This window comes from Sphingomonas suaedae, assembly GCF_007833215.1.
Lineage (GTDB): Bacteria > Pseudomonadota > Alphaproteobacteria > Sphingomonadales > Sphingomonadaceae > Sphingomonas > Sphingomonas suaedae.
The window spans coordinates 2,475,021-2,495,061 of sequence record NZ_CP042239.1 but is presented as its reverse complement, the minus strand read 5'-3'; the positions used below and the strand labels follow the sequence as shown (position 1 = coordinate 2,495,061).

At 64.4% G+C, this 20,041-nt stretch carries 14 protein-coding genes and 1 pseudogene; 8 read left to right on the top strand and 7 right to left on the bottom strand.

What is annotated here, in order from left to right:
• Window positions 1-37: 37 nt before the first annotated feature.
• The 6 genes and pseudogenes from rpsI to FPZ54_RS11835 all read right to left on the bottom strand — a co-directional run bounded on the left by rpsI (window position 38) and on the right by FPZ54_RS11835 (window position 4,338).
• Window positions 38-571: a 30S ribosomal protein S9 gene (gene rpsI, locus FPZ54_RS11860; RefSeq protein ID WP_145847476.1), complete on the bottom strand. Its 534-nt coding sequence runs from the start codon at window positions 569-571 to the stop codon at window positions 38-40.
• Window positions 571-1,050, bottom strand: coding sequence for a 50S ribosomal protein L13 (rplM, locus tag FPZ54_RS11855; RefSeq protein ID WP_145847474.1), 480 nt, complete (start codon window positions 1,048-1,050; stop codon window positions 571-573). Before rplM ends, rpsI begins: the two co-directional genes overlap by 1 nt.
• Window positions 1,051-1,190: 140 nt before the next feature.
• Window positions 1,191-2,138 carry a hypothetical protein gene (locus FPZ54_RS11850; RefSeq protein WP_145847472.1) on the bottom strand — a complete coding sequence of 316 codons (948 nt, stop codon included), beginning with the start codon at window positions 2,136-2,138 and terminating at the stop codon, window positions 1,191-1,193.
• A 1-nt stretch (window position 2,139) separates the two neighbouring features.
• Window positions 2,140-2,991: a hypothetical protein gene (locus tag FPZ54_RS11845; protein WP_145847470.1), complete on the bottom strand. Its 852-nt coding sequence runs from the start codon at window positions 2,989-2,991 to the stop codon at window positions 2,140-2,142.
• Entirely contained in the window at window positions 2,988-3,302 is a 315-nt protein-coding gene (cutA, locus tag FPZ54_RS11840; protein WP_145847469.1) for a divalent-cation tolerance protein CutA, read from the bottom strand. The genes FPZ54_RS11845 and cutA overlap by 4 nt, the downstream gene beginning before the upstream one ends.
• Window positions 3,299-4,338: pseudogene (locus FPZ54_RS11835) on the bottom strand (COX15/CtaA family protein). Before FPZ54_RS11835 ends, cutA begins: the two are co-directional and overlap by 4 nt.
• A gap of 131 nt (window positions 4,339-4,469) precedes the next feature.
• Here FPZ54_RS11835 and FPZ54_RS11830 point away from each other — a divergent pair.
• From FPZ54_RS11830 to FPZ54_RS11800, 7 genes are all read left to right on the top strand, one after another.
• Window positions 4,470-4,883 carry a MerC domain-containing protein gene (locus FPZ54_RS11830; protein ID WP_145847467.1) on the top strand — a complete coding sequence of 138 codons (414 nt, stop codon included), beginning with the start codon at window positions 4,470-4,472 and terminating at the stop codon, window positions 4,881-4,883.
• 44 nt (window positions 4,884-4,927) lie between these two features.
• Window positions 4,928-5,386, top strand: a complete 459-nt coding sequence (locus FPZ54_RS11825; protein WP_145847465.1) for a Fur family transcriptional regulator — start codon at window positions 4,928-4,930, stop codon at window positions 5,384-5,386.
• A gap of 128 nt (window positions 5,387-5,514) precedes the next feature.
• Window positions 5,515-7,434, top strand: a complete 1,920-nt coding sequence (gene dxs / locus FPZ54_RS11820; protein WP_145847464.1) for a 1-deoxy-D-xylulose-5-phosphate synthase — start codon at window positions 5,515-5,517, stop codon at window positions 7,432-7,434.
• Between the two features lie 326 nt (window positions 7,435-7,760).
• Window positions 7,761-10,265, top strand: a complete 2,505-nt coding sequence (locus FPZ54_RS11815; RefSeq protein ID WP_145847462.1) for a TonB-dependent receptor domain-containing protein — start codon at window positions 7,761-7,763, stop codon at window positions 10,263-10,265.
• 146 nt (window positions 10,266-10,411) lie between these two features.
• Window positions 10,412-12,154 (top strand): methyl-accepting chemotaxis protein, encoded by a 1,743-nt coding sequence (locus FPZ54_RS11810; protein WP_222428299.1) that lies wholly within the window; start codon window positions 10,412-10,414, stop codon window positions 12,152-12,154.
• A gap of 85 nt (window positions 12,155-12,239) precedes the next feature.
• Entirely contained in the window at window positions 12,240-13,280 is a 1,041-nt protein-coding gene (locus FPZ54_RS11805) for a DUF2332 domain-containing protein (protein WP_145847460.1), read from the top strand.
• Window positions 13,281-13,427: 147 nt separating this feature from the next.
• On the top strand, window positions 13,428-14,837 hold the full coding sequence (locus tag FPZ54_RS11800; protein ID WP_145847458.1) for a sugar porter family MFS transporter: 1,410 nt from the start codon (window positions 13,428-13,430) through the stop codon (window positions 14,835-14,837).
• Between the two features lie 54 nt (window positions 14,838-14,891).
• On the opposite strand, the gene FPZ54_RS11795 is transcribed toward FPZ54_RS11800, so the two are convergent.
• Window positions 14,892-16,409 (bottom strand): tryptophan halogenase family protein, encoded by a 1,518-nt coding sequence (locus FPZ54_RS11795; protein WP_239019556.1) that lies wholly within the window; start codon window positions 16,407-16,409, stop codon window positions 14,892-14,894.
• A gap of 268 nt (window positions 16,410-16,677) precedes the next feature.
• On the opposite strand from FPZ54_RS11795, the gene FPZ54_RS11790 reads away from it, so the two are divergent.
• Window positions 16,678-19,953 (top strand): TonB-dependent receptor, encoded by a 3,276-nt coding sequence (locus FPZ54_RS11790; protein WP_186456747.1) that lies wholly within the window; start codon window positions 16,678-16,680, stop codon window positions 19,951-19,953.
• Window positions 19,954-20,041: the final 88 nt, after the last annotated feature.

The following is a 20,041-nucleotide window of genomic DNA, read 5'->3' as shown; positions in this document are numbered from 1 at the left end:
GAGGGCCGCCCTTCTCGTATCGCCGAAGCGAAACCGATCAGCGCTTCGAGAACTGGAAGCTGCGGCGAGCCTTCGCCTTGCCGTACTTCTTGCGCTCGACGGCGCGCGGATCGCGGGTCAGGAACCCGGCCGCCTTGACCGGCGCGCGCAGCACCGGCTCGTACTTGGTCAGCGCCTGGGCGATGCCGTGCTTGACCGCGCCGGCCTGGCCCGAAAGCCCGCCGCCCTTGACGGTGCAGACGACGTCATACTGGCCATCGCGCTCGGCAACGCCGAACGGCTGGTTGATGACGAGACGCAGTGTCGGACGCGCGAAATAGGTTTCCTGATCGCGACCATTGATCGTGATCTTGCCCGAACCGGGCTTCAGCCAGACGCGCGCCACGGCGTCCTTGCGGCGACCGGTCGCATAGGCGCGGCCGAACTTGTCGAGCTCCTGCTGACGCAGCGGCATGGTCGAGACGGCGGGGGCCTGGGCTACGGTTTCGGTGCCCGCTTCGCCTGCGGGGGCCTCGGCGGCACCGGCGGCGACTGCACCGAGATCGGAAAGGGACTGGCGATTGTCGGACATTATGCGCCCACCTTGTTCTTGCGGCTCATGGCCGCGATATCCAGGACTTGCGGGTTCTGCGCCTCGTGCGGATGCTCGGCGCCCTTGTAGATGCGCAGGTTGCGCATCTGCTGGCGGCCCAGCGGGCCGCGCGGGATCATGCGCTCGACCGCCTTTTCCAGAACGCGCTCGGGGAAACGACCCTCGAGCACCTTCTGCGCGGTGACTTCCTTGATGCCGCCTGCATAGCCGGTGTGCTTGTAATACACCTTGTCGGCCAGTTTCTTGCCGGTGAAGCGAACCTTGTCCGCGTTGATGACGATGACATTGTCACCGCAATCGACATGCGGGGTGAAGCTCGTCTTGTGCTTGCCGCGCAGGACGTTGGCGATGACGACCGCAGCGCGACCGACGACCAGACCGTCGGCATCGACGATATGCCACTTCTTTTCCACCTCGGCCGGCTTTGCCGACTTGGTGGTCTTCATGAGCGCCTTCATGGGGCCTGACCTCTTGGGTTAAAATGAATGACGCCGCCCATGACCTGCTGGCCGGGACGGCGCGAACGGCGAGCAACTGGCGAAAATAGACTCCAAAGTCAAGCAAATGCGCGGGTTACTCGGCGGGTATTCTGATACCTTCAACGCGTCTGCCACTCGATCAAGACTCGTTCTCCGTCCTTTCCGTCGGCCGCGACACTGACTTCAAGCCGCCGGGGAAGCCCAGTTGCGAGATCGAGCATCGCGGTTGTTCTTTGTACTGCTGTCATCTGATCGAGCTGGGCCATCGACTGCGAAAATCGCGCTTTTGCCGCCGGATCCCCGTTTTCGACCATGGTGCGTATCGGTGCGATAGCGGCACGCAGGGCGGACCCGTCGAATTCGGAGCGAATCATAATCCGGGCCACGCCGGACTGTACCGAAGCAAGCGTAATGGTCGTCCGGCGCTCGATCTCGGTCCCCAGTAGCGGAATTTCGATCATCTCGGCGCCGCTCACCGCTTCGCCCAGCGTCAGGGCATAGCCGCCCCAGCCAAAAATCGGCGCCAGGTTCTTCAGGATGACCGACGCGCCACCGCGTGCATCCAGCCGTGCGAACATTGCCCGGACAGCCCCGAGCACCGCGTCCGCTTTCTGCGCATCGGCGCCGCTGTCCGCCAGGATCAACGGGCGGCTGTCTTCGACGCTTTTCAGAAGCTGGGTCCGGCGCTCCTCCCAATCACGCACGCCCGCCAGGCTGCCCTCATCGTCCAGATCGAACGCGAGCGGCGTGCCCGTGAACGGACGGATCATGGGAATCAAGAGGGGATGCTTCATCGCGGCAGGGAGCGAGGCCGCGTCCATCCGCCAATGCGCGACATATCCCTCGTCCGTGCGCTCGAACCGCACCTCCTCGATCCAGCTCTGGGTCTGATTCCGTTTTGTGACGGTCAGGCGGAACCGCTGCGGGGAATCGACCGGCGGCGCGAAACGCGTCTCGACCCGCTGCACTTCGACCGGCTGCGCAGCTTGCGGTCCGGGTGGATGGGCCTCTATCGGCGCGGGCGTCGCCAGGCAGGCGGCAAGCAGGACGATCCAGCGCGTTCGCATCTCAGTCTCCATCATTGGATGTGTCGGACAAGCCGAGCAGCCGGGTCACGCTCGTCCGTTCCGAGGCGATTGCGCCATCGGGCGCCAATGTCTGAACATGCTCGCGGCTTTCGATCACCAGGCCGCTATCGGGGTCGATCCGGCGAAGCGTCTCATAGGTGATGGTTGCGGTGGTTTCGCCCTCCGGGGCGGTGACGGCGATGCGGCCGGTCGCACTGACGCGTACCTCCACGCCCGCGCGGCCCGCGCGCACCGTGCGCAGCCCATCCAGCTCGGCCCTGCCATAGATCGACGCGGCGGGAACGCGCACCGCCCGGGGCGCGGTGGCGGCGGCCCGGCCTTCGGCGACGAGGTCCGGTGCGATCAGCGGCGCGACCAGCGAGGCGAGCATCGCACGGCGCCGCTCGGGGGGTTGATCGCGCAGCGCCGCGACGATCGCGCGGACACGCGTCGCCCCGACCCGATTCTCCGGACCGTCGCCCTTCGGCGCCAGTTTGGCCATCCCGTCCAGAATCGCCTGCCAGACGATCATCTCGTCTTCGATCTGCGTCACCTTGCCCAGGCGGTCGAGTCGCAGGGTGACCGTGCGCCCGGCCAGACTGGCAAAGCCGGCGCGAAACAATCCCGCAGGGTCGTGCGCATCCTCTGCCGCACCTGCAGCGGTCATCGTCACCGCGACGCGATAGCCATCCGGGAGCGCCGCGAATCGCAGCGTGCGGGTCGATTCGAAGCGCCGGGTAACGCCGCTTTCGGTGCGTTCGGCGATGGTGGTCGCCTCGATCGTCCGATCGATCGGCGGCGCGAACAGCGATGCGGACGCCTGTGCGGTTGCGACGATCAGCGCGGCGATCATCTGGTTTCGCGTCGTACCCAGTCCAGAACCGCATCGCCCGCCGCAACCGGCCAGATTTCGATCACCGGCAGGTCATAGCTGTGGAACGCCGCGATTCGGTCGGCCAGTTCGCGGGCGAGTTCGGGGGTGGTCTTGAAGAGCGCACGATGCTCCGCTCCCTCCGCCACCGCGCCCTGCCAGCGATAGATGGAGGTGCAGGGGCCGATCAGATTGACGCAAGCGGCAAGACGCTCGTCGACCATTGCCCTCCCGATCCGTTCGGCTTCCTCCGCATCGGCAAAGGTCGCGTGGATCAGCGCAATATCGCTCATCCGCGAAAGCCTCGCGGCCGCCGCCCCACGACATGCATTCCCCAGACGGTGGCGACTACCAGCAGCGCGCCGACGAACTGGTGCAGCACGCCCAGCGCGATATCGACCCCCGTCATCACCGTCGCGATGCCGAGCAGGATCTGGATCCCGAACGCGCTGTGGATCGCGACCGATGCTGCGCGACTGCCTGCGGCGCGCGCACGCCGGGCGAGCAGGATCAGCGCCGCCACCGCGACCCAGGCCCACCAGCGATGCACCCAGTGGATCATCGCCGGGTCGTTGATCAGGGCGTCGAAAAAGGGCCTCACCGCCAGCACCTCGGACGGAAAGACCTTGCCGTTCATCAGCGGCCATTCATTGGTGACCAGTCCCGCATTGAGTCCGGCGGTGAACGCGCCGAACAGCAGCTGCACGAACAGGATCAGCGCGGTCGCGAAGCCGAGTCCGGTCAGCCGTGCGGGCCGCGACCCGGCGTCGCGCGCCAGCCCCCGCAGGTCCAGGATTGTCCAGGTCAGCATCCCGAGGATGAACAGGGCGAGCAACAGATGCGCGGCGAGCCGGAAATGGCTGACATCGGTACGCTCGGCGAGGCCCGACTCACCATCCACCAGCCGATCACCCCCTGAAGCCCGCCCAGCACGAGCAGGACGAGCAACCGCCAGCCATAGCCGGGCGGAATCGCGCGGCGCCAGGCGAACCACACCAGCGGCGCGGCGAAGGCGAAGCCGATGATCCGTCCCAGCAGCCGGTGGATATATTCCCAGAAATAGATGAACTTGAACGCCGCCAGGCTCATCCCCTGATTGATCTGCTGATATTCGGGAATCTGCTTGTACTTGGCGAATTCGGCCTGCCACGCCGCGTCGGAGAGCGGGGGCAGAATGCCGGTCACCAACTTCCATTCGGTGATCGACAGCCCCGATTCGGTGAGGCGCGTAATGCCCCCCACGACCACGATCAGAACGATCAGCGCTGCGACGATGGTCAGCCAGTTGGCGATCGCGCGCGGGCGGACAGGATGGGTGAAGACAGACACGCGGACGATGTATTCGCCGAAGCCGATAAATGCCAGCGCCGCGCGCTGGAGGCACAGCTGGAGGCGCAAATGCTCGGTCTGTGCGCCGATGTTATGTTGTAACTTTTCTGGACCCCCTCTATATCGCGCGCATGGACCAGGTCCTCGCCTCGCGATTCCCGCCCTTCCGAATTGGGGCGCCCCGATTCTGGGAACAGGTCGATCTGCGCTTGGATCGCGTTGCGATCGCCGTGTCGAGTCTGTGCCTGGCGCATTGCCTGGCCACGACGGTGCTGCTTGCGCTCGCCTCCGCGGCGGGCGCGTTGATGCACCCGCTGATCCATGAGGTTGGGCTGGTCCTGGCGATTCTGTTCGGCGTCGTCGCGCTCGGTCGCGGGATCCTGAAGCACGGCTATATGATGCCGGCTGCGGTCGGCGCATTCGGCCTTGGCATGATGGCGGGCGCATTGACGCTGCCGCATGGCGGGCAGGAAATCATGTGGACGGTGATCGGCGTCGCGATCCTCGCGCTCGGCCATGACCTCAATCGCCGCGCGACCTGCTGAGTCCGCCGCTTGCCGCTGACTGCGGTCGGCCCTACATCTGTCACATGCACGCGCACGACCATCATGAGCATCATGGCGCCGATCTGACCGCCGCCGCCCAGACGACGCTGGAAAAGGCCGGCGAGCAATGGACGGCGATGCGCGCGTCGATCTTCGAGGTGCTTGCCGGGTTCGACAAGCCCGCCTCCGCCTATGACATTGCCGAAGCGGTGTCCAAGCGTGAGGGGCGGCGCGTCGCGGCCAACAGCGTCTATCGTATCCTCGACCTGTTCGTGACCGCGAATCTCGCGCGCCGGGTCGAAAGCGCGAATGCCTATGTCGCCAACGCGCATCCCGATTGCCTGCACGACTGCATCTTTCTGGTCTGCGATTCGTGCGGAAATACGACGCATATCGACGATGATTCGATCACCCGCACCGTCCGCTCCGCCGCCAAGGGCGCGGGCTTCTCGCCCGTCCGCCCGGTGATCGAAGTGCGCGGCAAGTGCGCGGACTGCGATTGAACCGATTCGGTGTTTCGCTGAAGCAGAAAGCGACATTTCAGAGCGTCCTCAGCTTTTGCTCATGACCGCCCGGGGTGCCCGGTGTCAGGCGTTGGACAGGTTCAACGCGCTGGAGTAAATGCGGTCAAATGTCCGAACTTCCCAAGACGCCGCTGCTCGATACCGTCGATACGCCGCACGATCTCCGCAAGCTCAAGCCGTCCGAGCTCCGTCAGCTGGCCGATGAGCTGCGCGCCGAGACAATCAGCGCGGTCGGCACCACCGGCGGGCATCTCGGCTCCGGCCTTGGCGTCGTCGAACTGACCGTCGCGATCCATTATGTGTTCGACACGCCCGCAGACCGACTGGTCTGGGACGTCGGCCATCAATGCTATCCGCACAAGATCCTGACCGGGCGGCGCGACCGGATCCGCACCCTGCGGCAGGGCGGGGGCCTTAGCGGCTTCACCAAGCGTAGCGAGAGCGAATATGACCCGTTCGGCGCGGCGCACAGCTCGACCTCCATCTCGGCTGCGCTCGGCTTTGCGGTCGCCAACAAGCTGGCGGGAACCCCTGGGCGCGGCATCGCGGTGATCGGCGACGGCGCGATGAGCGCCGGCATGGCCTATGAGGCGATGAACAATGCCGAACAGGCGGGCAACCGGCTGATCGTCATCCTCAACGACAATGACATGTCGATCGCGCCGCCGGTGGGCGGGCTGTCCTCCTATCTGGCGCGGATCGTTTCCAGCCGCGAATTCCTGTCGGTGCGCGATGTGCTGAAGCGGCTGGCGCGAAAACTGCCCGGGCCGCTGCACAAGGCGGCGCGCAAGACCGACGAATATGCGCGCGGTCTGGCGATGGGCGGTACCCTGTTCGAGGAGCTGGGCTTTTACTATGTCGGGCCGATCGACGGTCACGATATGGACCAGCTGGTGCCGGTGCTGGAAAATGTCCGCGATGCGGCGGAAGGGCCGTGCCTGATCCATGTCGTGACGCAAAAGGGCAAGGGCTATGCCCCGGCCGAAAACAGCGCCGACAAATATCATGGCGTGCAGAAGTTCGACGTCATCACCGGCGCCCAGGCCAAGGCGCCTCCCGGCCCGCCTTCTTACCAGAATGTGTTCGGCGAGACGCTGGCGAAGCTGGCCGAGAGCGATGAGCGTATCTGCGCGATTACCGCGGCGATGCCCGGCGGCACCGGCGTCGACAAGTTCGCCAAAGCGCATCCGGATCGTGCATTTGATGTCGGCATTGCCGAACAACATGCCGTGACCTTCGCTGCGGGTCTTGCGGCGCAGGGGATGCGGCCCTTTTGCGCGATTTATTCCACCTTCCTCCAGCGCGCCTATGACCAGGTAGTGCATGACGTCGCAATCCAGAACCTGCCCGTCCGTTTCGCGATCGACCGCGCCGGACTCGTCGGCGCCGACGGCGCGACCCATGCCGGCAGTTTCGACGTCACCTATCTGGCGACGCTCCCCAATTTCGTGGTGATGGCGCCCGCCGACGAGGCGGAGCTCGTCCATATGACCAAGACCGCGGTCGAACATGACAGCGGCCCGATCGCGATCCGCTATCCGCGCGGCAACGGCACAGGCGTCGCGCTGCCCACCGATCCGCACGTTCTGGAGATCGGCAAGGGGCGGGTGGTGCGCGAAGGTAAGACGGTCGCGATCCTCTCGCTCGGCACCCGCCTCGGCGAAGCGCTCAAGGCTGCCGATGCGCTGGAGGCGAAGGGACTGTCGACCACCGTCGCCGATCTGCGCTTTGCCAAACCGCTCGACGAGGCGATGATCCGCCGCCTGCTCGCGACGCATGAGGTCGCCGTGACGATCGAGGAGAATGCGGTCGGCGGGCTCGGCGCGCATGTCCTGACGCTGGCGAGCGACGCGGGGCTGATCGATGCGGGGCTGAAGCTGCGCACGATGCGCCTGCCCGACCGATTCCAGGATCAGGACAGGCCCGAGGCCCAATATGACGAGGCGGGGCTCAACGCGCCGCACATCGTCGATACGGTGCTGAAAGCGCTGCGCTGGAACGAGAGCGAGGTCGGCGCCACCGCCTGACGCGATGGCGGTGCCTGCAAAGACAAGCCGGGCCAGAAACAAGACTCGATCAAATTATCGCGCGAACTGACTGACGCTGCAGCGCGTGTCTGCAGCGATTCCCAGGTTGCGACCTTGTTCTCCAGGTCCCGAAATCCGCAATTCGACATCATCGATTGTCGCGACGCGCTGCTCTACGTCCAAAGATTCGCGCCCCTCGAAAACCGGACGCCGGACTCCCGCCTATCATAGTTGCGACGCTTCAGCCGCTTCCTGCGGCAAAGGCGCGAACACGCAAATGCCCGGCACCGGCCGGGCCTGAGTCTTCAAGGGTGGGCACGCAACGTATGAATAAGCATCTTCTTCTCCTCGCCGCCGCGCCGTTTGCGCTGATCGCGCCGACAGCCGCTGCCAAGAGCGCGATCGCTGACGCCGAGGCCACGCCGACATCTGCCGAACCGGGTGCGTCGAAGGAGCCAGAACGGGAGGTCTTCACGACCGGCGTCGCCAAGGGCCGCGACCCGCTCGACAGTGCGACGTCGACCAGCGTTCTCAAGGCGAGCGAAATCGAGAAGCTCGGCGCGCGGAGCCTCGCCGAAGTGCTGCGCAACATCCCGGGCATTCGCACCGAAAGTTCGACCGGCGATGGCAACTCCAACTATACGATTCGCGGCCTTCCGCTCGCCTCGGGCGGGTCGAAGTACATGCAGATCGAGGAAGACGGCCTGCCCGTCCTCGAATTCAGCGATATCTTCAATGTCGCTTCGGACATCTTCATCCGCTACGACTTCAACGTCGCGCAGGTCGAGGCCATTCGTGGCGGTTCGGCGTCGACCTTCGTGTCCAACTCGCCGGGCGGCGTCATCAACCTGATCTCCAAGACCGGCGATACCGAGGGCGGCGCGATCGCGTTCACCACCGGCATCGGCTATGATTCCAACCGTCTCGATTTCGACTATGGCATGAAGCTCAGCGATACGCTGCGTATGCATATCGGCGGCTTCTACCGCGTGGGCGAAGGGCCGCGCGAGGTCGGCTTCACCGCGTACAAGGGCGGCCAGCTCAAGTTCAATGTCACCAAGGACTTCGCCGGCGGCTATGTGCGCCTGCACGGCAAGTGGCTCGACGACCGCTCGCCGCAATATGTGACCGTTCCGGTCAAGATCAGCGGCACCAACGACAACCCCGAATATTCGTCCTTCGCCAATTTCGACGTGCGGCGCGATTCGATGCTGTCGAGCAATATCACCAGCCTGGTGACCCTTGACGGCAACAACAATCCCACGGCCTACAGCACCAGCGAGGGTATGCACGCCAAGGTCAAGTCGATCGGCCTGGAATCGCAGTTCGATCTGGCCGGCTGGACGATTACCGAGCGGTTCCGCTATTCGGCGATCTCCGGCAGCACGCTGCGCAATCAGATCTTCTCGCTCTTCTCGGGCGCGGCGCTTCCCACCGCTGCGGGCGGTGCCGGCGGCACGCTGAGCTATGCCAATGGCCCCAATGCGGGTCAGGTGATCGCCAACCCGGCGACCCTCAATGGCAATGGCATCGTCGGCAACATGCTGCTGATCCGGGTCAACGCCAATGCGCTCGACAATGTCAGCAACGACCTGCGCGCCACCCGCGTATGGAATGTCGGCGGGGGCAAGCTGACCACGACCGCAGGCGTGTACAAGTCGCTCCAGACGATCGACACGACCTGGCTCTACACCAACACCTATCAGGATGCGCTGGGCGGTGGCCAGTCGTCGCTGCTCAATGCCGCCAATGCGGCGGGCACGCCGATTACGCAGGACGGCTATGTCGCGTTCGATCTCAATGTCGGCGGGATCCCGGGACAATATCGTCGCGCCTTCGACGTCGACTACAACGTTACGGCACCCTATGGCTCGCTCAACTTCCATGTCGGCCCGGTCGCGATCGGCGGCAGCGTGCGCTATGACATCGGGAAGGTGCGCGGTCGCCTCTTCGGCAGCGATCTGGGCGGTGGCCGTGTCGGCACCACGTCGTTTGACTTCAACAGTGACGGCGTCATCTCCGCAGCCGAAGCCCGCACCGGCACCGTGCCGCTGTCGCGGCCGGCCCCGGTCAATTACGACTATGACTATGTGAGCTATTCGACCGGCATCAACTGGCGCATTTCCGAGCCGCTCGCGGTCTTCGCCCGCTACAGCAAGGGTGCGCGCGCCGGCGCCGACAAGATCCTGTTTACGCCGTCGGTCAGTTCGGTCGATGGCAGCCTGGTCGAGCCGGGCGCGGCCTATGACACCGTCACCCAGGTGGAGGGCGGCTTCAAATATCGCGCACCGAACGCCACGCTCAACGTCACCGGTTTCCTCGCCGACACCACCGACCGCAACATCCAGGGCGGTACCGGCCTCGAGATCCTGCGCGATTATCGGGCCTATGGTGCCGAGGTCGAGGCAAGCTATCGCACTGGTCCGTTCAGCGTCACGGGCGGCCTGACCTATACCAGCGCGGAGATTCGGTCGGACAGCCGCGTTCCGGCGATCAACGGCAATACGCCGCGCCACCAGCCGGACTTCATCTTTCAGCTGACCCCGCAATATGATTCCGAACTGGCGACGGCAGGGTTTAACGTCGTGGGTACCACCAGCAGCTACGCCCAGGATAGCAACGGGCTGAAGATGCCGGGCTTTACGGTGGTCAACGCATTCCTCCAGGTCCGCCCGGTCGATCGGGTCCAGCTGATGCTGAACGTGAACAACCTGTTCGACACGATCGGCTTCTACGACATCGCGCAGAACGCCGTTCCGGCCGATGGCCTGGGCTGGGGGCGTGCGATCAATGGTCGCACCGTTTCGACATCGCTGCGCTTCGACTTCTGATGGGTTGGGGTCGGCGCGCCTCGCGTGCCGGCCCCCCCCCCTGGGTTCCCTGGAGTTCGGATGGTCCTATGAATGTGCTGAAATCGCTGAAAATCCCACGAAAGTTGGGCCTGTCCTTCCTGGTCATCTGCGCGTCGGCCGCTGCCATGATGGCGGTCTTTTTTACCAACATCTCGATGATCCGCGAAACGACTGCGCTCAACAACGCCGCTCAGGGCCGCTATGCCAAGGCGCTGGCGCTGGAAACCGCGCTGCTGCGCCAGAACAGCCAGATGCGCGGCTATCTGGTCACCGGCGACAAATCCTATCTCAAATCCTATGAAGAAGGGCGTGTCGATTACGACAAGACTTCGGTCGAGCTCGAGACCGAGCTGACCGATTCCAAGTTGCGCGATGCGGTGCAGCTGTCGCGCAAGGAAACGCTCGCCTGGCGCGAAAATTGGGGTGACCGGCTGATCCGACGGGTCGATCGCGGCGATCTCACCGGTGCCCAGGCCGAGGTTCAGCAGGCGGGCAAGGCTGTGCTGGTGAGCGCAGCCGTGCTGCCGCTGCGCGACGTGCGTGACGCCCAGTTGGCGTTGATCGAGAAGGGCTCGGCGACGCAGGAAAGCGCGATCGACACCGCGACGACGGTCCTGATCGTCGGCGGGATCGCGCTGATCGGTATCGCCATCACGCTCGCCTGGCTGCTCAGCCGCGCGATCGCCAGCCCAATCGCCAGCCTCACCCGCACGATGAGCGACCTCGCCTCGGGCCGCAACGGCGTCGATGTCGATGGCACGGATCGGGCCGACGAGTTGGGCGACATGGCGCGCGCCGTGCTCGTCTTCCGCGATGCCGCAGTCGCCAAACAAGCCGCAGAAGCGGCGGCGGCCAAGGCAGAAGCCGAACAGAAAATGGTCGTCGAGACCGTCTCGTCGCATCTGTCCGAACTGGCGGGAGGCAATCTCACCGCAGAGATCACGCGGGAATTCCCCGCCGATTATGCTGCGGTAAAGGCGAATTTCAACGCCGCGGTCACCAGCCTGCGCGGCCTGATCGCATCGGTGATGGAGGCCACTGTGTCGATCCATACGGGATCGGGCCGTATCGCCGAAACGTCGGAGGATCTCGCCCGCCGGACCGAGGCGAATGCCGCGAGCCTGGAGCAGACATCGGCCGCGATCGTTCAGATGGACCAGCGGCTCAAGACCACCGCCGCCGCTGCGGGCGAGACCGTCGAGCGTGCCAATGGCGCGATCGGCACGGTCGCCAACGGCCGCTCGGTCGCTGAGGAAGCGGTGTCGGCCATGGGTCGCGTCGCCGACAGCGCCAAGGGCATCGACAGCGTGATCGAGGGCCTCGACAAGATCGCGTTCCAGACGCGCGTCCTTGCGATGAACGCGGCGGTTGAAGCCGGGCGTGCAGGCGAAGCGGGTCGCGGGTTCGCGGTTGTCGCCGACCTCGTCTCCGCGCTAGCGATGCGTGCCGAGGAGGAGGCGGGCCGCGCGCGCGACCAGTTGACCGCGACCCAGACCGATATCGTCGCTGCGGTCGAGATGGTGCAGAAGGTCGATAGCGCGCTCGTCGAGATTTCGAGCGATGTCGGTGAGGTTCATTCGCTGCTCGACCGGATCGCGCAGGACAATCAGGCCCAGTCCTTCGCCATCACCGAAGTGAGTTCCGCGATCGGCACGATGGACCAGACGACGCGCCAGACCAGCGCGATGGTCGAGGAAAGCTCGGCGGCTGCGCGCAATCTGGCGAACGAGGTGACCTATCTGGCCGATCAGGCGGGGCAGTTTACCGTCGGCTCGGATGCCGCCGGGGCGACCCGTCGCAGTCCGGTCCATGCGATGCAGGATCGCGTCGCGCAATCGCTGTCCGCCGACATGTGGGACGCGGCGTGAAGGAGGAGGCCGCAGCGCACGCTGCGGCCTTTGCGCGATGGATTTGCGTGACGCAGGACCGTGCGCCGACGGTGGGGGTGATTGAATGAACATGATGGCGCAGGTCGGGACTCGCGGAGAGTTGCGGCGCCAGTCCCGCATTGCGCGCGCGCTCGGTTCGCCCTTTGTGGCCGCGGTGCTGGAGGCGGGGGACCGGCAGCTTCACCATGCGCCGCAAACCTGCCGCCTGATCGAGGGTTGGCCCGACGATCCTTCTGCGGCGGCGCTTGCAATGCGGTTCAACGCGGCGCTGCACGCGCTTGCGCGCCGGGGCGATGTCCCGGCGCTGAGCGCGCTCTATCAGCGCGCGCAGGGCGATTTTGACGCGGTGCTCGCGCAGACTCTGGCGGCGCAGGACGGGTTCATCGTACGCTGGATGCAAACGCCGACCCAGACCAACGAGGTGGCACGCGCCGCGGCCTTTGCCGCCGCGCTGATTGTGCTGCGCCGTGAAACCGGCATGGCTGCCGAATTGCTCGAAATCGGGTCGAGCTGCGGGCTCAACCTCAACCTTGCGCGCTATGCCTATGATCTGGGCGGCACCCCGGCGGGGGACTGGGATTCGCCCGTGCGAATCCGTCCCGAATGGCGCGGCAGGGCGCCGCACATCGCACCGGTCGAGGTCGTCGGGGCGCGTGGCGTCGATCTCAATCCGCTCGAAGCTGGGGATGCCCGTGCGCGCGCGCGCCTGATTGCGTTCGTCTGGGCGGATCAGCCGCGCCGGATCGAGCGGCTGAAGGCGGCGCTTCGGCTGGCCCGCGCCTACCCTCCGCGGGTGGATCGTGCCGATGCGACCTTGTGGCTGCCGGAGCGGCTTGCCGAACCGCAAGCAGCGGGAGTGTGTCGCGTGGTTTTCCATTCGATGGTGCTGCAATATCTCGGCGCTGTAAATCGCCAGGCCGTGGTTGATGCGATCGACTCGGCCGGGGCGCGTGCGACCGCCGACCGTCCGCTGGCGCGAATCAGCTTTGAGTGGACCCCGGCGCGTGACGAAGTGCAGCTTGTATTGACCCGCTGGCCGGCGGGCGAACGGCGCGTGCTCGCCATATGCCACCCCTATGGCGACTGGATCGACTGGCGCGCTTGAAGGCGCTTCTGATTGTGCGCAATATGTCGCGGCGCAATCCGCACGCGGCACACATCACAGCCCCTTGCGCGCGGCGCGAATCCCGGCATAGTTAGCGCTAACATCAAGCGCGGCGCCAAGCCGTGTGCCAGGAAAAGGAGAGGGGCTTTGACCAAAACCACGGCGGCGCAGGCCAATATGGGCCTGATTACCGCGATCGTCGCAGTGGCCACGATCGGCGGGCTGTTGTTCGGCTATGACAGCGGCGCGGTGAACGGCACGCAGGAGGGGCTCAAGACCGCCTATACGCTCGACGAGGCGGGGCTTGGCTTCACCGTCGGGTCGTTGCTGATCGGCTGCACCCTGGGCGCCTTTCTCGCCGGGCGGCTCGCCGACCTCATGGGGCGGCGTAACGTGATGATGCTGGCGGCAGTGCTGTTCCTGATCGGCGCGCTGATCCAGGGCTTTGCACCTTCCCAGCCGATCTTCGTGATCGCGCGCATCATGGGCGGTATGGCGGTCGGCGCGGCGAGCGTCCTTTCGCCCGCCTACATCTCCGAAGTCGCGCCCGCCAATATCCGCGGCCGGATGACCACGGTACAGCAGATCATGATCATCACCGGCCTCACCGCCGCGTTCGTCGTCAATTACTATCTGGCGCAGAGCGCGGGCAGCTCGACCAGCGGCTTCTGGCTCGGGCTCGAGGCGTGGCGCTGGATGTATCTGATGCAGGCGATCCCCGCAGCGGTGTTCCTCGTCGCGCTGATCTTCATTCCGGAAAGCCCGCGCTATCTGGTGTCGAAAAAGCGTGAGGACGAGGCGATGAAGGTGCTCACCAGCCTGTTCGGCGCCGATACCGCCACGCGCAAGCTGGTCGAGATCCGCGAGAGCTTCTCCGCCGATCACCGCCCGCGCCTGTCCGACCTGATCGATCCTGCCAAGGGCGGGGTGCGCGGCATCGTGTGGGCGGGCCTGTTGCTCGCGGTGTTCCAGCAGCTCGTCGGGATCAATGTGATCTTCTATTATGGCGCGACATTGTGGCAGCTCGCCGGGTTCACCGAGAATGATGCGCTGTTGATCAATATCGGATCGGGCGTGGTGTCGATCGCCGCATGTTTCGTCACCGTGCTGCTGGTCGACAAGATCGGGCGCAAGCCGCTGCTGATGGCGGGTTCGCTCGGCATGGCGGCGACCTTGTTCACGATGGTCTATGCGTTCAGCCAAGGCTCGCTCGACGCCGATGGCCAGCTCGTCCTGTCGTCGCAGATGGGGATGCTCGCGGTGATCGCGGCGAACCTCTATGTCATTTTCTTCAACGTCAGCTGGGGCCCGGTGATGTGGGTGATGCTCGGCGAGATGTTCCCCAACCAGATCCGCGGATCGGCGCTTGCCGTGGCGGGCTTCGCACAATGGGGATCCAACTATCTGATCGCGCAGACCTTCCCGATCATGGCCGCGGGTCTGGGTCTCACGATCACCTACAGCTTCTATGCGGTATGTGCGGCGATCAGCTTCTTCCTCGTCCGCGCCTTCATCAAGGAAACCGCGGGACGCGAGCTGGAGGAAATGGAAGGCTGAACCCCAATTCCGAAAAAGGGGGTGGGGCGGGGGTAATCCCCGCCCCTTTTTGTATCAGGCTGCGGCGCAATTCTGTCGGATATAGTCGGCATGGTCGGGCATGTAGTCGACCGATGCGCGAACCGCGCCCGCGATATGCGCCAGGCGGTCCCGCGTTTCGGCGAGCGACAACAGTTCGGCCACCGGATCGTGCCGCGCCCAACGCATCCCCTGGCCCACCATCACCGCAAACCAGCTGGTGTCGTTGAACAATTCCTCATGCTCGCGAAAACAGCGGCCCGAGGTGGCGAACACGCGCATCTTTTCGGCCAGCCGCTCGGGAATCTCCATCGTCCGGCAATAGTCCCAAAAGGGCGAATCGGTGCGATCGGTGAGATGATAGTGGAGGATCAGGAAGTCGCGGATCAACTCGCTCTCCTCGATCATCAACCGGTTGTAGCGGGCGCGATCCGCTTCCGCGAAGCTGCTGTCCGGGAAATTCGAAAGCAGGCGCGCAATGCCGGTCTGGATCATCCAGATGCTGGTCGATTCGAGCGGCTCCATGAAGCCAGACGATAAGCCGATCGACACGCAATTCGCCTCCCAGAACCGCTGGCGATGTCCGGTGGTGAAGCGCAGGAAACGGGGATCGGCCAGCGCCTCTCCATCGAGATTGGCGAGCAAGGTGGCCGCCGCCTCATCGTCGCTGATATAGTCGCTGCAATAGACCATGCCGTTTCCCGTCCGGTGCTGAAGCGGAATGCGCCACTGCCATCCGGCGCGGTGCGCGGTCGAGCGGGTATAGGGAGTGAGTGGGCCGGGGGCTGATGCGCATGGCACTGCGACCGCGCGGTTGCAGGGCAGGTGCGCCGACCAGTCGATATAGGGAACGCCGAGCGTCTTGCCGATCAGCAGCCCGATGAATCCCGAGCAATCGACGAACAATTCGCCCTCGATACGCTGCCCCGAGTCGAGCGCGACCGCGTCGATATGGCCGCTCTCGCCGTTACGCTCGACATCGACGATGCGCCCCTCGACCCGATTGACGCCCATCGCTTCAGCGATCTCGCGCAGATAGAGGGCATAGAGGCCCGCATCGAAATGATAGGCATAGGCGATACTCGACAGTGGCGAGTTGCCGGCGTCGATCGGCGGCATGAAGCGATTGGCACGCGCCGCGCTCGCCATCAGCGAAAAGGTATCGACATCGCCGAACTCGGGGGCGAATTGCGGATCGCCCGCCAGCCGCTGCCAATAGGCGTGAAAGGAGACGCCCTCCATATCGATCCCATATTTGCCGAACGGGTGGAAATAGCGTCGGCCCAGCCCGCCCCAGTCGACAAACTCTATGCCCAGCTTGAAACTGCCCTTGGTGCGACGGAGAAAGTCGTTTTCGTCGATGCCGAGCAGCCGATTGAATGTGCCGATCTGGGGGATCGTCGCCTCGCCGACGCCCACTGTTCCGATCGCATCCGATTCGACCAGCGTGATCGTGGCATAGTCGCGCCCCAGCACTCGAGCCAGAGCCGCGGCGGTCATCCACCCCGCTGTTCCGCCGCCTGCGATCACGATCGATCGAACCCGTTCCGCCACGCGCCTCTCCCCCTCTTCATGTTGCAGCAGCATTCATGCAACATCTGCGTCATTTTCTTTCTGGTAGCGCACAACATCTCTTGCCGAAAGCTGCGCATTCGCTTAAGACGATGAAATGTTAGCGCTACCTTGAGGGCGCAACAGGGCAGAAGGGCCAAAAGGCTCTCGAAACGAGGAGGGGTGGATGTCGATTTGGCGGAATCGTGCGCGCGCGGAGGGCCGGTATGGTCGCGCGACTTGGGGAATCGGTGTTTCGACGGCGGCGCTGATGACAGCGTTCGCACTGCCGTCGGCGGCATATGCGCAGACGGCACCTGCGGACGAGGCGCAGGATGCGCCGACCGATCCGGACACCGTTGTCGTTACGGGTTTTCGTGAATCGTTGCAGAGCGCGCAGCAGCGCAAGCGTACCTCCGACACGATTGTCGATTCGGTCACGGCCGAGGATATCGGTGCGCTGCCCGACCGATCGGTGACCGAGACGCTTCAGCGTATTCCGGGCATTTCGATCAATCGCTTCGCAGCGGGCATCGATCCCGATCACTTCTCGGTCGAGGGGTCAGGCGTCGTGGTGCGCGGCCTTACCTATGTTCGCTCGGAATTTAACGGGCGTGAAGCGTTCACAGCGAACAATGGCCGCGCATTGAGCTTCGCCGATGTCCCGTCCGAACTGCTCGGCGGCGTCGATGTGTTCAAAAGCCCGTCGGCCGACCGCGTCGAGGGCGGCATCGCCGGCGTCGTCAATCTGCGTACCCGGCTTCCCTTCGACAAGAAGGGCTTCGTGATGGCGGGTTCGCTCGAGCTCAACTATTCGGATTTCATCCAGAAGACGTCGCCAACCGCAGCGTTTGTGGTCAGCAATACCTGGGATACCGGGATCGGCGAGATCGGCCTGCTCGGTAGCGCCTCCTATTCGCAGCTCTTCTCGCGTGCGGATCGCTTCCAGGTTTCCAGCTTCCGCGTTCGCCCGATCTATTCTGACGGCAGCCGCACCGACGTGGTGCCGTTCGGAACCGCGACTCAGACGGGTAGCGGGCTGTTCCCGCGCGGCGCGGTGATCGGCACGCAGGAGTTCGAGCGTCGGCGCTTCGGCTATGCCGCCGCTGCCCAGTGGCGCAGCAACGATCGCCGTGCAGAGGCGACCTTCCAGTTCCTGCGCTCCGACGCGCGACAGGCATGGACCGAGCACACGATCGAGATCGCAACCGATAACGTCGAGTCCAACGGCGACTCGCGTGCCCGCGACGGCACGTCGATCCTCTTCGACTCCTCGGGTCTGTTCGAAAGCGGGGTCATCACGGGACCGACCGGCTGGCGCGACGATCAGAACACTGCGGGCAATATCCGCACGCCGGCATTCGGGCTTCAGTCGAACAATATCCGTCGCGATCACAATGAGCGCGCGGTGACCGACGATTATTCGTTCAACTTCCGCTATCAGGTCTCCGACAATTTCAGCATCAGCGCGGACTATCAGCATGTCGATTCGTTCGTCGACATCATGGATAACGGCCTCTGGACCTCGTCCTATCAGGATGTCGCGATCGGTCTGAACGGGAGTGCGTTCCCCACGGTGGAATTCCGCGCGCCGCAAAGCTGCCCCACTCTGCCCTGCACCGGCACGCCGGGAGGCTCGGCGGACTATCCGTCCTATTATACCGGCTCGCATCAGAGTTTCGCGGATCCGTACAACAGCTTCTATCGCTCGGCGATGGACCATATCGAGGCGAGCACCGGCAATTCCGATGCCTTCCGTCTCGACGCCGAACTGTCTTTTCCCGACGACGGCTTTTTCAAGTCGGTCCGCGTCGGTGGGCGCTATGCCGATCGCGATCAGGTCGCTCGCTTCTCGACCTATAATTGGGGTCGTCTGAGCGAGCAGTGGGGCAATGGCGGGCCGGTGTGGCTGGACGATCCGGTCGACGGCGTTCAGGGCGGCAGCGGCGGCGCACCGCTCCAGGGCTATCAGCAATTCTGCTTCAGCGATTTCTTCCGCAATTCGGTGGGCAATCCGATGAACGGCCAGTGTCGGCCGTTCTACAACAGCAACACCGCGACCTATTACCAAGCCTATATCGACTATGCGAACCGCATAAACCGGGAGTGGGAACCCACCACGACCGGTCCGAATGGCGAGATCATCAATGGTGGCTGGCGTTCGCTGGCGGATCGTCCCAACGCGCTTCCGGGCCAGCCGTTCACGGCGGGCGAAATCAACCCGCAGCGTGAGCAGAACAAGGCGGCGTATCTGATGCTGCGCTTCGGCAGCGAATTCGATAGCGGGATGAAGCTCAGCGGCAATGTCGGGGTGCGCTACACCACGACCAACCGCAAGTCGGAAGGCTTTGTCGAATTCCCGTTCCCGACCGATCTGCCGACCGACGCCACCTGCCAGGAATCGATCAACAATGTGCTGTCGGGCGCGGGTGCTACGGTCAATGCGCTGTGCGCGCTGTCGCCGGCTCAGCTGACCCAGATCACCAATTATCTGAACGGCGCGATCGTTCCGAACAATTTCGATCTGGACTATGACTATTGGCTGCCGAGCCTTAACCTGAAACTCGAAGTCGGTGGCGGTCTTCAGTTCCGTGCCGCCTATTCGAAGGGCGTAGCGCCGCCCGCGCTCGGCCTGGTGCGCAACTATTTCCCGGTAGGCGTGACCGCGCGGCCGCAGGTCGACGCAAATGGCAACCAGATTCCGGTTGTCGTCACGCCGGTCGCGCCGGGAACGGGCTCGTTCGGGTCGGATGGTGTGATTGCTCCCGGACAGGTTTCGATCCAGGGCACCTTCAACGCGGGCAATCCCGAACTGCTCCCGACAGAGGCCGACAGCTTCGATCTCACCGCGGAATGGTATTTCTCGCGGGTCGGTCAGCTGACGGCATCGTTCTTCTACAAGGAACTGCACAATGTGCTGACCAACAGCACCGTGCGTCGCACCTTCACCAACAATGGCGAAACCTTCGAAGCCGTCGTGACGACGCCGATCAACTCGCCGGACGTCGGCAAGATCAAGGGCTTCGAGATCGCCTATCAGCAGGTGTTCGACTTCCTGCCAGGCCCGCTTAAGGGGCTCGGCCTGCAGGCGAACTACACCTATGTGTCGAGCGACGGCGTGCCGCAGAGCACCTTGTCCGAGACCGATCCCGATGTGGCAGCGGGGCGCCAGCCGACGATCACGGGGGCGAACTTCCCGCTTCAGGGGCTGTCGGAGCACCAGTTCAACATCACTCCGTTCATCGATATCGGGCCAGTCTCGGCGCGTGCATCCTATAGCTGGCGCTCACAATATCTGCTGACGCTGCGCGATGTGATCACGCCGTTCGATCCGATCTTCCAGGAGGATTACGGCCAGCTCGATGCATCGATCACCGTGTCGATCACGCCGCAGCTCAAGCTCGGGATCCAGGGCGTGAACCTCACCAACTCGGTGACGAAGACGAGCGCGGCGGTGACCGACCAGAATGGCGACATCCGGCTCGTCCCGCGCGGCTGGTACATGAACGACCGCCGCATCACCGGCATGATCCGCTTCAACTTCTAATCACGAGTCTTCCCAACCTCCCGGCCGTCGCCTTCCCAGGCGGCGGCCTTTTCTTTTGGGGGGAGGAGGGGCGCGGTGTGGGCGTATA

Coding starts and splice junctions, on each gene's coding strand:
- rpsI (WP_145847476.1), bottom strand. CDS start 571: ATGTCCGACAATCGCCAGTCCCTTTCCGATCTCGGTGCAGTCGCCGCC.
- rplM (WP_145847474.1), bottom strand. CDS start 1,050: ATGAAGGCGCTCATGAAGACCACCAAGTCGGCAAAGCCGGCCGAGGTG.
- FPZ54_RS11850 (WP_145847472.1), bottom strand. CDS start 2,138: ATGCGAACGCGCTGGATCGTCCTGCTTGCCGCCTGCCTGGCGACGCCC.
- FPZ54_RS11845 (WP_145847470.1), bottom strand. CDS start 2,991: ATGATCGCCGCGCTGATCGTCGCAACCGCACAGGCGTCCGCATCGCTG.
- cutA (WP_145847469.1), bottom strand. CDS start 3,302: ATGAGCGATATTGCGCTGATCCACGCGACCTTTGCCGATGCGGAGGAA.
- FPZ54_RS11830 (WP_145847467.1), top strand. CDS start 4,470: ATGGACCAGGTCCTCGCCTCGCGATTCCCGCCCTTCCGAATTGGGGCG.
- FPZ54_RS11825 (WP_145847465.1), top strand. CDS start 4,928: ATGCACGCGCACGACCATCATGAGCATCATGGCGCCGATCTGACCGCC.
- dxs (WP_145847464.1), top strand. CDS start 5,515: ATGTCCGAACTTCCCAAGACGCCGCTGCTCGATACCGTCGATACGCCG.
- FPZ54_RS11815 (WP_145847462.1), top strand. CDS start 7,761: ATGAATAAGCATCTTCTTCTCCTCGCCGCCGCGCCGTTTGCGCTGATC.
- FPZ54_RS11810 (WP_222428299.1), top strand. CDS start 10,412: ATGATGGCGGTCTTTTTTACCAACATCTCGATGATCCGCGAAACGACT.
- FPZ54_RS11805 (WP_145847460.1), top strand. CDS start 12,240: ATGAACATGATGGCGCAGGTCGGGACTCGCGGAGAGTTGCGGCGCCAG.
- FPZ54_RS11790 (WP_186456747.1), top strand. CDS start 16,678: ATGACAGCGTTCGCACTGCCGTCGGCGGCATATGCGCAGACGGCACCT.